Annotated in this window: 9 protein-coding genes and 5 pseudogenes; 9 read left to right on the forward strand and 5 right to left on the reverse strand. The window is 50.1% G+C overall.

What is annotated here, in order from left to right:
- The first annotated feature begins 149 nt into the window (after positions 1 to 149).
- On the forward strand, positions 150 to 635 hold the full coding sequence (locus ACWWJF_RS04985) for a DUF2165 family protein (RefSeq protein WP_455868832.1): 486 nt from the start codon (positions 150 to 152) through the stop codon (positions 633 to 635).
- A gap of 373 nt (positions 636 to 1,008) precedes the next feature.
- Here the strand turns inward: ACWWJF_RS04985 and ACWWJF_RS04990 are convergent.
- A pseudogene (locus ACWWJF_RS04990) lies at positions 1,009 to 1,398 on the reverse strand (integrase core domain-containing protein); the annotation flags it as partial.
- A 96-nt stretch (positions 1,399 to 1,494) separates the two neighbouring features.
- Here ACWWJF_RS04990 and ACWWJF_RS04995 point away from each other — a divergent pair.
- Complete coding sequence (locus ACWWJF_RS04995) at positions 1,495 to 2,535, forward strand: IS481 family transposase (RefSeq protein ID WP_455868833.1); 1,041 nt, start codon at positions 1,495 to 1,497, stop codon at positions 2,533 to 2,535.
- Positions 2,536 to 2,634: 99 nt separating this feature from the next.
- Here the strand turns inward: ACWWJF_RS04995 and ACWWJF_RS05000 are convergent, their stop codons facing one another.
- From ACWWJF_RS05000 to ptsP, 4 genes and pseudogenes are all read right to left on the reverse strand, one after another.
- Positions 2,635 to 3,966: an IS4 family transposase gene (locus tag ACWWJF_RS05000; protein WP_455868834.1), complete on the reverse strand. Its 1,332-nt coding sequence runs from the start codon at positions 3,964 to 3,966 to the stop codon at positions 2,635 to 2,637.
- 344 nt (positions 3,967 to 4,310) lie between these two features.
- Positions 4,311 to 5,105 carry a thymidylate synthase gene (gene thyA / locus ACWWJF_RS05005; RefSeq protein WP_455868835.1) on the reverse strand — a complete coding sequence of 265 codons (795 nt, stop codon included), beginning with the start codon at positions 5,103 to 5,105 and terminating at the stop codon, positions 4,311 to 4,313.
- Positions 5,106 to 5,194: 89 nt separating this feature from the next.
- Positions 5,195 to 6,052, reverse strand: a complete 858-nt coding sequence (gene lgt, locus ACWWJF_RS05010; RefSeq protein WP_455868836.1) for a prolipoprotein diacylglyceryl transferase — start codon at positions 6,050 to 6,052, stop codon at positions 5,195 to 5,197.
- A 214-nt stretch (positions 6,053 to 6,266) separates the two neighbouring features.
- Positions 6,267 to 7,692: pseudogene (gene ptsP / locus ACWWJF_RS05015) on the reverse strand (phosphoenolpyruvate--protein phosphotransferase); the annotation flags it as partial.
- A 62-nt stretch (positions 7,693 to 7,754) separates the two neighbouring features.
- On the opposite strand from ptsP, the pseudogene ACWWJF_RS05020 reads away from it, so the two are divergent.
- From ACWWJF_RS05020 to murI, 7 genes and pseudogenes are all read left to right on the forward strand, one after another.
- Positions 7,755 to 8,598: pseudogene (locus ACWWJF_RS05020) on the forward strand (IS5 family transposase).
- A gap of 102 nt (positions 8,599 to 8,700) precedes the next feature.
- Positions 8,701 to 9,000 (forward strand): phage baseplate plug family protein, encoded by a 300-nt coding sequence (locus ACWWJF_RS05025; protein WP_455868837.1) that lies wholly within the window; start codon positions 8,701 to 8,703, stop codon positions 8,998 to 9,000.
- 60 nt (positions 9,001 to 9,060) lie between these two features.
- Positions 9,061 to 10,268 (forward strand): IS3 family transposase gene (locus tag ACWWJF_RS05030; RefSeq protein ID WP_455870936.1). Its coding sequence is split into 2 segments (ribosomal slippage): positions 9,061 to 9,382 and positions 9,382 to 10,268, totalling 1,209 coding nucleotides; the frame shifts between segments, so codons are not numbered across the junction.
- 268 nt (positions 10,269 to 10,536) lie between these two features.
- A complete protein-coding gene (locus ACWWJF_RS05035) occupies positions 10,537 to 10,956 on the forward strand; it encodes a hypothetical protein (RefSeq protein ID WP_455868838.1) in 420 nt (139 codons plus the stop codon).
- A 103-nt stretch (positions 10,957 to 11,059) separates the two neighbouring features.
- A pseudogene (locus ACWWJF_RS05040) lies at positions 11,060 to 12,284 on the forward strand (IS481 family transposase).
- 60 nt (positions 12,285 to 12,344) lie between these two features.
- Positions 12,345 to 12,767: pseudogene (locus ACWWJF_RS05045) on the forward strand (TonB-dependent receptor domain-containing protein); the annotation flags it as partial.
- Positions 12,712 to 13,572: a glutamate racemase gene (gene murI, locus ACWWJF_RS05050; protein ID WP_455868839.1), complete on the forward strand. Its 861-nt coding sequence runs from the start codon at positions 12,712 to 12,714 to the stop codon at positions 13,570 to 13,572. The pseudogene ACWWJF_RS05045 and the gene murI, both read left to right, overlap by 56 nt.
- Positions 13,573 to 13,855: the final 283 nt, after the last annotated feature.

The raw sequence follows: 13,855 nt of genomic DNA on the forward strand, positions 1-13,855 counted from the left end.
ATTATTTAGAAACAAACGGTTAGTATAACTCATGGGATTAAGGGACACAGCCTAAGATTATTCATGATATATATTAATTTACACATGCTTAATTTTTAGGTAGTGTTACCGCTATGGATTTTTTAGATTTGGATTTTTGGGGTTAACCTATGTATATCAGACTTTCGAAGTCTATTTTGGTTTGTGCAATAGCTTTTTTCGCATCGTTAGTTGCGTTTGGAAATATCACTGATTATTCAACTAATCTTGAGTTTGTACGTCATGTGTTTATGATGGATACCATTTACCCAGACTCATCTATTCACTATCGTGCAATAAATTCCCCCCGTGTTCATCAACTCGGATATATCTTTATTATTTTTATTGAAACGTTCACGGCAGTTTTATGCTGGATTGGTGGGGTTAAACTTTTTCTATCTATAAAAGCTGATAGTAGAGTGTTTAATTATTCAAAAAAGACTGCGGTTTTAGGACTTACTCTTGGTTTCCTTTTGTGGCAAGTCGGTTTTATGTCGATCGGTGGAGAATGGTTCGGCATGTGGATGTCGAGCCAGTGGAATGGTGTACCAGATGCCTTTCATTTCTTCGTCACCATCATATTGGTACTGATTTATCTGATACAACCAGATACTTGAAGTTAATAATCTCTCCAAGGAAAAGACTGTTTTAATCGTCTGAAATACAAAAATATCAACCACCCCATAAATATCAACCCCCTGATATAAATATATCAGGGGTCCGAAGTTCAATGAAACTGAAAATCACGTCACGCAATATTGGACTGCACAATACAGATGCAGCTAAATATATCATGATTTTTTCATTCCTCTTGACTGGGTTAGTTTTATGAAAATAAGTCTAACGGGATTTTCTAAATTTATATTGGGCTTTGTTGAATAAATCAAAGTTAGCCGACAGGCTGGTTCCCGATGGAACACCTGTTATGCAATACGGACGCTGGCCGGCATACCTGATCTTGACCCACCATCTCCGGACAGCTTTTGTATCTTAAGTTAACGATGCCCGCTGGCGCCGATATTCTCTTGGGGAGTTGTATCCCAGCGCACTGTGCGGATGGTTTTCATTGTAATGATTGAACGCCGCTGCAAGGTTCTTCAGCGCTGTTCGCACATCGGGTTTTGGCATGAAGGCGATGTAATCTTCCTTCATCGTCTTCACGAACCGTTCTGCCATGCCGTTACTCTGTGGACGGCTCACTGCTGTTGTGCAGGGCTCCAGATTCCGTTCTCTGGCGAACTTCCGCGTTTCATGCGCTGTGTACGCTGAACCATTATCCGTCAGCCATTGCACTGGTTTATCCGGCAGCGCGCTACCGAAGCGTTTTTCCACCGACCTCAGCATCACATCCTGCACGGTTGAACTGTCATAACCTGTATTAGTCGCGACTTGATCTGACACTGGACCTTGAAAGGTTGAGAGTTACCGGTTTTGATATGGGTGTCGAATCCTTATACAAAACACGAGGTAACTCTCATGCTTCATACTAACAATCCCATCATCAAACACAAAGTCGGCCTGCTCAATCTCGCCGAAGAACTCGGTAACGTATCAAAAGCCTGTAAAATCATGGGGGTGTCACGCGACACGTTTTATCGCTATCAGGAACTGGCGGCAGAAGGCGGCATTGACGCTCTGGTTAACCAAAACCGCCGGGTTCCCAACCTGAAAAACCGTGCTGATGAAGCCACTGAACGTGCGGTTGTTGATTACGCCATTGAGTTCCCGGCTCATGGCCAGCACCGGACCAGTAATGAGCTGCGTAAAAAAGGCGTCTTCATTTCTGGCAGCGGTGTGCGCTCCATCTGGCAACGACACGATCTGGAAAACTTTCGTAAGCGCCTGAAGGCACTTGAGGAAAAAGTTGCCAGAGAAGGCATCGTACTTACTGATGCTCAAATCGCTGCACTGGAGAAGAAGGCGCACGACGACGAAGCCTGTGGTGAAATAGCGACTGCTCACCCGGGTTATCTGGGGTCGCAGGACACCTTCTACGTGGGTAATCTGAAAGGTGTTGGCCGTATCTACCAGCAGACGTTCGTGGATACGTACTCGAAAGTGGCGCACTGCAAGCTTTACACGAGTAAAGCACCGATCTCTGCCGCCGACCTGCTCAATGATCGCGTGCTGCCGTTCTACGAAGCTCAGGGGCTGCCAATGCTAAGAATACTGACGGACAGGGGGACGGAGTACTGCGGTAAAGTGGAACAACATGACTATCAGCTGTACTTGGCTATCAACGATATAGACCATACGAAAACGAAAGCGATGTCTCCGCAGACAAACGGTATCTGCGAGCGCTTCCATAAAACTATTTTGCAGGATTTTTATCAGGTTGCGTTCCGTAAGACGTTATACGAGGACCTAGAAAGTCTACAAAAGGATCTGGACAACTGGTTGTGGCATTACAATAATGAGCGAACTCATCAGGGTAAAATGTGCTGCGGGCGTACGCCAATGGCCACGTTACTTGATGGTAAACGAGTCTGGGCAGAAAAAAATCTGAACCAGATTTAATCTGACAGACACCTGTATAAATAACCGGTAACTGTCAGATCAGGTCTGAGCTAATACACATAACCCCTGGTGCTCGCTGCCCAGTCTATGGCCACCTCGTTATACACATCTCTGTTCGTGCCTGAGCGCGCGTAGCGTTTCGGCGGCCGTCATGACTTTCTGCAAGCCTTTCCAGATAGTTTTTGCGCCTGGTTCACCGTCGCCTTTTCGAGCAAGAAAGCCTCCGAGTTGCGCAACTAAGCGCAATACTTCGTTTAGCTTAGGGCGACCCTTGGGCATACGCTTGTTCATCAGTAGGTAAGCTCCATGAGTCTCGTCGGAATCAAAGAACAACATTGCGTCCAGCTCTGGACAGGTTCGTCCCATACGCATTAAATAGGCGATGCGCCATGCCACGATCATGAACAGCGCCAATGCCCGCTCAATGCGATCCACGGTCGATAACTGTAACGCTTCGACACAGCAGCCGTTCTTCAGCACTTTGAAGAACATCTCGATTTCCCATCTAGCCCGATACCAGTCGATCAGCTCCACGATATCTTCTCGTCCTTCAGGTACGCGATTGCTCAGCAACCGCCACTCGACCGGCTTCACGCCTGCTGGCGGCTCAATTTCCTTGGCTATCACACAAGTCACTGCCAATCCGCAACGCAGCGACACTCGCTTCACGCGCAGCGCCTGTTTCACCGTACGCGCCTTCTGCCCCGCGCGAGCCGCCATAACGAATTGGATTTCTCCCACCGGCACGGTCTTTCCAACCTTCTGCCAAAGCTTCTCATTACAGTCCAGACTGCGATTATGAGTCGAGCGGATCAACCAGTCAGCCGGAGTGCCAAGGTCATCAGCGAGCTGCATCAACGCCTTGATATCCGCTTCGCGATCGGCTAAGTACACCAGACGTGTGTTTGGCAACTCCGAGGCGAGTTCAGCAACTCGCTCGTATCCCTCGAGCCAGCGCGTACTCTCCTTGAGCCCATCGCGTTTTCCGTCTGCATCCTTCGGCTCTCTTGCCCACATCCACGCATCCAGTACGCCCAACCCCACGCGATCCGGACTGACCGCGTAGGTCGGATGCAGGTACAGACCACGCCTGGCTTCGTAGTTCAAGGGACTCAAGCCTTGGATTTGCTGCCCGTTGAAGTCAAGCTTGGTAGTGTCTTGGATACACAGCACAACCTCGTGTTCTCGGATCCTTTCCTGCGTACGCTGCCAGTGAGGTTGCAGAATGTCTCGCCATTCGAATGCTTGGTTCTCCATGAAGCGGTAAGCACCCAGCGTCTCAGACCATCCGAGGCACGCATGCGGAATGCTGGCTTGCGGATTCTCAGCCAGCCGTATCAAAAGCCCTTTGGCGCGCTTATTGAGCCTCGTGTCACCAAGATTTACCCCTTCCAGTTCTTGGTGTGCCCAGCCATCTGAATCCCGTGTCATTTTTCAGCGCCGTAAATGGCGATAGTACACGTCGGTTTCACTTCATTTACAACCCCACCGGCTGCCTATTTCAGCCCGCTAACCCTTGGCATATAAGGCGTTGCGGACTTGTGTATAACGAGGTGGGCTAAAACCCGCATCAACAAAGGTGCTTTTATCCATGACGGCAGTGTAGCCAGAATCGGGCAGTTACCTGGCAAAAAAAAGTGGGAATGCCTGCTTGCTCGCAACAAAACGGACCTGGCAGCGCGGCGTTACAACGCAGATTGAAGAAAGATAGGAGAAAACAACCTGTAAAAAAGGCCGCCGAAGCAGCCTTGATAGCAGAAGCACAGAATCGCCGATTAAATCGCCACCGGTGCCTTGATGGCATGATGCGGATCGTAGCCTTCTATTTCGAAATCGTCGAACTGATAGTCAAACAGCGAGGCAGGACGGCGTTTAATTATCAATTTTGGCAGCGCTTTTGGCTCACGACTCAGTTGCAAATGCGTCTGTTCCATATGGTTGTTGTACAGATGGGTGTCACCACCGGTCCAGACAAAGTCGCCGACTTCAAGGTCGCACTGCTGCGCCATCATATGCACCAGCAGTGCATAACTGGCAATATTGAACGGCAGACCGAGGAACACATCACACGAGCGCTGGTAAAGCTGGCAGGAAAGTTTGCCATCCGCCACGTAGAACTGGAAAAACGCGTGACACGGTGCTAACGCCATTTGATCTAACTCACCCACGTTCCAGGCAGAAACAATGATACGGCGTGAATTTGGATCCTGCTTTAACTGCTGCAGCACGGTTTGCAGTTGGTCAATCTGGCTACCATCCGCCGCGCCCCAAGCGCGCCACTGCTTACCGTATACCGGCCCAAGATCGCCATTCTCATCGGCCCATTCATCCCAAATGCTAACTTTATTGTCGTGCAGATAGCCAACGTTGGTGTCACCGTTGAGGAACCACAACAGTTCGTGAATGATTGAGCGCAGATGGCACCGCTTGGTGGTCACCAGCGGAAAACCGTCTTGCAGATTGAAACGCATCTGGTGGCCGAAAATCGATAAGGTTCCGGTGCCGGTTCTGTCTCCCTTCGGCGTTCCCTCATCAAGCACTTTCTGCATCAATTCCAGATACTGTTTCATTTCACCCTCACTACGCGATTAAAAAATTCACCGTGCAGCCTCCCGCTGATGTCAGCAAGGACGCAGCTCACGGCAAGTTATTGCTGTTTTTACGCCTTACGACGATAGGCCCAGACCATCATCAGGATACCGGCAAACACCATCGGCAGCGACAGAATCTGCCCCATGCTGATGAAATTACCGAACAGTCCAAGCTGAGCGTCCGGCTGACGGAAAAATTCGGTGACAATGCGGAACACACCGTAGCCAATCAAAAACAAGCCGGAAACGCTGCCCATTGGGCGCGGTTTACGGATAAACAGATTTAACAGAATAAACAGCGCAATACCTTCCAGCGCCATCTGATAAAGCTGGGAGGGATGGCGCGGCAACATGCCATATTGATTGAAAATCGCCTGCCATTGCGGGTTGGTTACCGCCAGCATCAAATCTTCGCTGCGCGCTCCGGGGAACAGCATCGCCCACGGCGTATCGGTAGTGACACGGCCCCACAGTTCGCCGTTGATAAAGTTACCCAAGCGCCCGGCACCCAGCCCGAAAGGAATCAGCGGAGCGATAAAATCGGCAACCTGAAAGAAGTGGCGCTTGGTACGACGGGCAAACCACAGCATGACGCAAATCACCCCAACCAGACCGCCGTGGAACGACATACCGCCATCCCACACTTTGAACAGGTAAAGCGGGTTACTGATGAACGAGGGGAAAGCATAGAACAGGACATATCCCAGACGACCACCCACGAACACCCCGAGGAACCCGAGGTAGAGCAGGTTTTCCACTTCTTCTTTCGTCCAGCCGCTGCCCGGTTTATTCGCCCGGCGCACAGCCAGCCACATGGCAAACACAAAGCCCACCAGGTACATCAGCCCATACCAATGGAGCGAAACGGGTCCAAGGGAGAAAATCACCGGATCAAATTGAGGAAACGCCAAGTAACTCGTTGTCATCGATCACCACATGCTTGTTTGTTTTATCTCACGACGTTGTTTATCCCACGTTACGGGAAGTCGTAAAAGGGGAAACCTTGTTTGCCAGCGCCCTCTCAGCATTAACGCCTTGCGCACTGGCGGCGGTTGCGCATGATAGCACAGAGCAGCCGCTACGCAGCGTGCAAGCTCAGGAAAAGTTATGTAAACAGGATGTTACCGTTGACACACTTTGTCAGTGCCCACCGCGGGCCAGCGCCCCCAAACCACGCTCTTCGAGGAAAAGTGCAATCCATTGGCGCACTTCGCTGGCGCTACGCGCCGCCAAAAGACGTTGGGTCAGCGCTTGCACCTCAGTCAGCACCAATTGACGCAGTAGGTATTTTACCCGCGCGACGCTACGACCGTTCATACTGAATGTGCGATAGCCCAATCCGGTCAATACCAGCGATCCCATGGCCTAACCGGCCATTTCACCACAGACAGAGACTTCAAGATCAATACGTTGGCATTCGCGAGCGATACCTGCCAGCGCCTGCAACATGAACGGATGCAGGCTGTCATAGAGTGATGCCACATGCGGGTTATTGCGATCTACGGCCAGCAAATATTGGGTCAGATCGTTAGTGCCTACCGAGACAAAATCGATACGAGAGGCCAGGTGCGGCAGCAAAAACAGCATAGATGGGACTTCGATCATCACGCCGATGCGCGGTTCCGGCAAGGCATGCCCCACCAGTTCCCGTACCTCAGCGGCAGCCTGCGCGATAAGCCGGCACGCTTCGTCCACCTCGTCCAAGCTACTGATCATCGGCAATAAAATGCGCAGGTTGCCGGTTTCAGCATTGGCGCGCAACATCGCCCGCACCTGGATCAAGAAGATCTCCGGTTGATCGAGCGTGACGCGAATACCACGCCACCCCAAACAGGGGTTCTCTTCACTAGATCGGCAAATAGGGAAGCTGTTTGTCTGCACCGATATCCAACGAGCGCAACACCACCGGGCGTGAGGGGTAAAGCTGCAACATGCCCTGGTACTGCGCCATCTGTTCATCTTCAGACGGAAAGCCGCTCTGTAGCATAAAAGGCACTTCGGTGCGGTATAGCCCAACGCCGTCAACCAGATTGATAAAACGCTGCTCATGTTCAGCGCTGAGCCCGGCGTTGAGCATCACCTGCATGCGCTCACCGCTTTTCAGCACCGCAGGCCGCTGCATATCGTCTTCGGCCAGACGCGTCAGCGCATTATCTTCACTCAACAGGCGCTGATATTCTTGTAACAGCATCGGTTCGGGATCCACCAGCAGTTCGCCCCGATAGCCATCGAGTATCAGGGTACGCTGGTGCAATAACTCCGGCTGAATATCCGCGCCCATCAGGGTGGGGATCCCCATCGCCCGCACCATAATCGCCGCATGAGAGTTGGCGGCCCCATCGTGCACGACCATACCGACCAGTCGGGCTTGCGGCACATCCGCCAGCAGCGTTGCCGTCAGTTCATCGGCCACCAGAATAAAATGTGGCGGCCAGCGATCGCTACTCGTCACACTGTCGTCAAGGTGGAACAATAGACGCTGACCCAACGCGCGGAAATCCCCAGCGCGTTCACGCAAATAGGCATCCTGAAGCACGGCAAACTGCGCGGCAAAACGCTCGATCACTAGGCTGTGTCCCTTAATCCCATGAGTTATACTAACTGTTTGTTTCTACATCATTTTGAACTATGGCTCGCTACGACCTTCCCGATGAAGCATGGGCTATCATCCAGCCCTTACTCCCTGCTGAACCAGCAACACCACAGGCCGGACGCCCATGGGCTGAGCATCGCATGATTATCAATGGCATGTTCTGGGTGCTGTGCCTGGTGCCCCATGGCGTGATTTACCTGAGCGATACGGCCCATGGAAAACCGTTTATAACCGCTTTAACCGATGGTCAAAATCGGGATTCATTAACATTATTTTCAATAAGTTACTTTCATCATTTGATGCCCATGGCCTCGTGGACTGGTCAGCGACTGCGCTGGATGGTAGCAATATCAGGGCGCTGAAATGTGCTGCCGGTGCTCAAAAAAACATCCCGATATCACCGGAGATAATGGGCTGGGTCGCTCTCGAGGTGGTTTTGGCACCAAAATCCATATGGCTACAGACGGAAGTGGTCTTCCGTTAAACATCGTGTTGAGCCCCGGTCAGGCTCATGAAAGTCAGTTTGCACTACGTCTTTTGGACGGTATTGGTGTTCAACACCAGAACGGCAGTATGAAACGCCGTGGTCATGCGGTACTCGCTGACAAGGCGTACTCCGGGCATGTATTACGTAACGAGCGGAAAAACAGAGGTATAAAAACTGTCATCCCCCGAAAATCCACTGAAAAAATGGCGGTGGATGGTCGTTCAAAGCTCGATCGTGACGCCTACCGCAATCGGAACGTTGTTGAGCGGTGCTTTGGCCGTCTGAAAGAATACCGTCGCATTGCGACACGTTACGACAAAACGGCGAGGAATTATCTGGCAATGTTGAAACTGGGCTGCATCCGCCTGTTTTACCAGAGGTTATGTAATTAAGGGACACAGTCTAGAAACGGTGGCTAAGCCGGTTCTTAACGTCGTGGACAGTACCGAGCAAAAGCTTGGTGAATTGGCTAAAAATATCACCGAGAAAAGCACATGAGAACAATCCCGCTTGAGCCTGAAAAGTCTCAGTCAATATCTATCAGCCTTGGCGGACAGCAGTGCCGCATCAGGCTGGTTCAGCGTGTTTCTTTCCTATACATGGACATCGAGGTTAACGGCGTTCCTATTCTTCAGGGAGTTCCATGCCTGTTTGGTAACAAGATGGTGCGCTACCGTCACCTGGGTTTCCGTGGGGATATGGTTTTCATTGATAACTCAGGTGAAAGCAATCCTCAGTGGGATGGATTGGGCAGGAGGTATTCTGATGTAGCCCCCTGTAACACCAGACAGTAGCTGTATCTCCAGATAAGAGATAGGCTTAGATATATGTCTAACAATCATGCTAATTTTGAAATGACCGGGATCCTGTTAGGGCAAGAAGTCCGTAAACGTAAAACTCCGCAAGAGAAAATCGCCATCATTCAGCAGACAATGAAGCCGGGGACGAATGTCTCCCATGTAGCCCGCCTGCATGGCATCCAGCCCAGCCTTTTGTTTAAGTGGAAGAAGCAATACCAGGAAGGAAGCCTCACCGCCGTTGCGGCCGGAGAAGAAGTGGTTCCAGCTTCGGCGCTGGCGACTGCCCTCAAGCAGGTCCGGGAGCTACAGCGCCTTCTGGGTAAGAAGACGATGGAAGTTGAGATCCTCAAAGAAGCAGTGGAGTACCGCCAGTCGCGAAAATGGATAGCGCACGCGCCCTTGTTGCCAAAGGACGGGGAATAGCTCTGGTCAGCCGCGCCATGAGCGTGTCGCGTGCGCAGCTGTCACTGCGGGTTAACCGTTCTGCCGACTGGCTGGACAGGCGCAGCAACCGGCGTAATGACGAAGCTGATGCTGAGATATTATCGGACATCCTCCGTATCATCAGCGACATGCCCAGTTACGGTTACCGCCGAGTGTGGGGTATCCTGCGTAAGCAACGTCGTGCAGAGGGACTTCCACCGGTGAACGCCAAACGGCTTTACAGGATAATGAGCGAGCATAACCTGCTGTTGTTGCATGATAAAACTGAACGTCCGAAGCGGGAGCATAAAGGCAAAATCGCGGTAGCAGAGAGCGATATGCGCTGGTGCTCAGATGGCTTCGAGTTCGGTTGTGACAACGGCGAGAAGCTGCGGGTGACGTTCGCACTGGACTGCTGCGACCGGGAGGCCATAGACTGGGCAGCGAGCACCAGGGGTTATGACAGTTCAACCGTGCAGGATGTGATGCTGAGGTCGGTGGAAAAACGCTTCGGTAGCGCGCTGCCGGATAAACCAGTGCAATGGCTGACGGATAATGGTTCAGCGTACACAGCGCATGAAACGCGGAAGTTCGCCAGAGAACTGAATCTGGAGCCCTGCACAACAGCAGTGAGCCGTCCACAGAGTAACGGCATGGCAGAACGATTCGTGAAGACGATGAAGGAAGATTACATCGCCTTCATGCCAAAACCCGATGTGCGAACAGCGCTGAAGAACCTTGCAGCGGCGTTCAATCATTACAATGAAAACCATCCGCACAGTGCGCTGGGATACAACTCCCCAAGAGAATATCGGCGCCAGCGGGCATCCTTAACTTAAGATACAAAAGCTGTCCGGAGATGGTGGGTCAAGATCACAGAAAGCACGAGTAGTAAGCCCATCGTGCGGCTTTGCCGTGCATCTTGAAGTTTATTGAGTATATATTGTTCATAACCGCCAATCAGCTAAAAGTTCTATTTATTCAACAAGGCCTCAATAAAGCCTGGAGACAATGGAGAGTGTAGATATCAGGTATTTATCCTATTTTATTAGCAACTAATTAATCTATTATATCTATAAATAATTTAGTTAAGAGGTTGGATGATAAATGTCTATTTGTTTCGGTTCGGGAATGCTTAAAGCGGAAATAAGTTCTCATCATATAAATGAGATGATAAATTCTAATTATCAAGGAGAAAGCCTATTTACTGAGTTATGGGAAAAAATAAAAGATTTATTTTTCTCCACAGGAAGATATGAGGCTATAGATAATATAAGAAAGCTTTGCAGTCCAGAGAAAATACTTACTCTGGATGAAGCTGAAGGTATATTCTTTAAATTAAAAGAATTAGCATCTCCTACATATAAGGATAGATTTTGTAACTCACACCTTTATGGTAGTAAAGATAATTGTATGCATATACAGGACGGTGATGGAAACTCCATTATTGTGATTGCAGAAAAAGGAAACCAATTTTTTTATAGCGTCTTAGATAAAGTCTTCATTTGTAATAAAAATAATATTTAATTGTATTAGTCGCGACTTGATCTGACACTGGACCTTGAAAGGTTGAGAGTTACCGGTTTTGATATGGGTGTCGAATCCTTATACAAAACACGAGGTAACTCTCATGCTTCATACTAACAATCCCATCATCAAACACAAAGCCGGCCTGCTCAATCTCGCCGAAGAACTCGGTAACGTATCAAAAGCCTGTAAAATCATGGGGGTGTCACGCGACACGTTTTATCGCTATCAGGAACTGGCGGCAGAAGACGGCATTGACGCTCTGGTTAACCAAAACCGCCGGGTTCCCAACCTGAAAAACCGTGCTGATGAAGCCACTGAACGTGCGGTTGTTGATTACGCCATTGAGTTCCCGGCTCATGGCCAGCACCGGACCAGTAATGAGCTGCGTAAAAAAGGCGTCTTCATTTCTGGCAGCGGTGTGCGCTCCATCTGGCAACGACACGATCTGGAAAACTTTCGTAAGCGCCTGAAGGCACTTGAGGAAAAAGTTGCCAGAGAAGGCATCGTACTTACTGATGCTCAAATCGCTGCACTGGAGAAGAAGGCGCACGACGACGAAGCCTGTGGGCTTTGTTGAATAATAGGGAATCGTGCTGTTTTACTATGCCCATTTTGGTAGAAAATGCTTATCACCTCAGGCATTCCGTTTTCTCATGATGCTTAACTGCATGATTTTACGTTGCTGGAAACAATCGTTTTACTGGGCTGGTAGCATAAAATCTGTTTATTCAACAAAGCCAGCCTGTGGTGAAATAGAGACTGCTCACCCGGGTTATCTGGGGTCGCAGGACACCTTCTACGTGGGTAATCTGAAAGGTGTTGGCCGTATCTACCAGCAGACGTTCGTGGATACGTACTCGAAAGTGGCGCACTGCAAGCTTTACACGAGTAAAGCACCGATCTCTGCCGCCGACCTGCTCAATGATCGCGTGCTGCCGTTCTACGAAGCTCAGGGGCTGCCAATGCTAAGAATACTGACGGACAGGGGGGGGACGGAATACTGCGGTAAAGTGGAACAACATGACTATCAGCTGTACTTGGCTATCAACGATATAGACCATACGAAAACGAAAGCGATGTCTCCGCAGACAAACGGTATCTGCGAGCGCTTCCATAAAACTATTTTGCAGGATTTTTATCAGGTTGCGTTCCGTAAGACGTTATACGAGGACCTAGAAAGTCTACAAAAGGATCTGGACAACTGGTTGTGGCATTACAATAATGAGCGAACTCATCAGGGTAAAATGTGCTGCGGGCGTACGCCAATGGCCACGTTACTTGATGGTAAACGAGTCTGGGCAGAAAAAAATCTGAACCAGATTTAATCTGACAGACACCTGTATAAATAACCGGTAACTGTCAGATCAGGTCTGAGCTAATACAACTATAGCAACATCCAAGAAGCTCGAATTACAGGTGTAGAAGCAACGGCATCCTTCGAAACGGGTCCTCTGGCTCATAAAGTGTCATTTGATTACCTCGACCCACGTAATACCCAAACAAATAAAGTGCTATTACGTCGCGCTAAACAACAGGTCAAATATCAGTTGGATTGGGCCGTTGCTGATCTTGACTGGTCATTGAGTTACCAGTATCTCGGTCAGCGTTACGATACGGACTACAAGACTTACCAAACTGTGAAAATGGGCGGCGTAAGTCTCTGGGACCTCGCTGTATCATATCCTGTCACCTCTCATCTCACAGTTCGTGGTAGAATCGCCAACCTGTTTGATAAAGAGTACGAGACAGCATATGGCTATCAAACGGCAGGAAGAGAGTTCTATCTCAACGGAAGCTACACCTTCTAACCTGCCCGCCCGCCCCACGGTGTTGGTGTTTGACTCCGGCGTGGGGGGGTTATCTGTGTATAACGAGATTCGGCAGTTGCTGCCGGATCTTCATTATATCTATGCCTTCGATAACGAAGCGTTCCCCTACGGCGAGAAACCGCAAGACTTTATCGTTGAGCGTGTGGTTCAAATCGTTTCTGCGGTACAACAGCGCCACCAACTGGCTGCCGTGGTTATTGCCTGTAACACCGCAAGCACCATTTCACTGCCCGCGCTGCGCGAGCGTTTTACCTTCCCCGTGGTCGGCGTTGTGCCTGCCGTGAAGCCTGCTGCAAAGCTGACACGCAATGGCATCGTCGGCGTTCTGGCAACGCGTGCCACGGTACAGCGCTCTTATACACATGAACTGATTGCCCGTTTTGCCACGGATTGCCAGATATTGCTGCTGGGGTCGGCGGAGTTAGTGGAACTGGCGGAAGCTAAGTTGCAAGGGGATAACGTATCGTTATTGGAGTTGCAGCAAATTTTGCACCCTTGGCTGAAATTGCCTGAGCCTCCGGATACCGTAGTGCTTGGCTGTACGCACTTCCCGCTTTTGGCTGAAGAGTTGCAGTTGGTGTTGCCAAACGGCACGCGACTGGTGGATTCCGGGGCGGCAATCGCCAGAAGAACCGCATGGCATCTTGCTAACCTGGAACAACCACCGGCGCTGAGCACGGAAATGAATCTGGCTTATTGCATGACGATTACGCCTAAAGTAGCGACCCTGTGGCCCGTTTTGCAGCGCTTCGGCTTTGAATCGTTGGAAAAACTACCGCTTTAGTGGCTTTTTGGCGGAATAGTAGGCACTCGGAAATAAAATTGAAATTAGCCCTTGTCAGGGCGCGAGAAGTGTCTATACTGCGCCTCCACTGACACGGCAACAGCGACACGCGGTTGCGGTAACAGTCGGAAAGTTAAACGCGAAATTGAAAAATTAACGTTGACTTTTCAGCGGTGCAGCGTAATATACGCCTCCCGCGCCACGGTAGATGTGGCAACGCTCTTTAACAATTAATCAGACAATCTGTGTGGGCACTCACAGGACTTTATCGTAAAGCCTCAGG

The organism is Symbiopectobacterium sp. Eva_TO, from assembly GCF_053848865.1.

What these genes read in the sequence shown, in the direction of transcription:
- ACWWJF_RS04985 (WP_455868832.1), top strand. Translation starts at nt 150, where the DNA reads ATGTATATCAGACTTTCGAAGTCTATTTTGGTTTGTGCAATAGCTTTT.
- ACWWJF_RS04995 (WP_455868833.1), top strand. Translation starts at nt 1,495, where the DNA reads ATGCTTCATACTAACAATCCCATCATCAAACACAAAGTCGGCCTGCTC.
- ACWWJF_RS05000 (WP_455868834.1), bottom strand. Translation starts at nt 3,966, where the DNA reads ATGACACGGGATTCAGATGGCTGGGCACACCAAGAACTGGAAGGGGTA.
- thyA (WP_455868835.1), bottom strand. Translation starts at nt 5,105, where the DNA reads ATGAAACAGTATCTGGAATTGATGCAGAAAGTGCTTGATGAGGGAACG.
- lgt (WP_455868836.1), bottom strand. Translation starts at nt 6,052, where the DNA reads ATGACAACGAGTTACTTGGCGTTTCCTCAATTTGATCCGGTGATTTTC.
- ACWWJF_RS05025 (WP_455868837.1), top strand. Translation starts at nt 8,701, where the DNA reads ATGAGAACAATCCCGCTTGAGCCTGAAAAGTCTCAGTCAATATCTATC.
- ACWWJF_RS05035 (WP_455868838.1), top strand. Translation starts at nt 10,537, where the DNA reads ATGTCTATTTGTTTCGGTTCGGGAATGCTTAAAGCGGAAATAAGTTCT.
- murI (WP_455868839.1), top strand. Translation starts at nt 12,712, where the DNA reads ATGGCTATCAAACGGCAGGAAGAGAGTTCTATCTCAACGGAAGCTACA.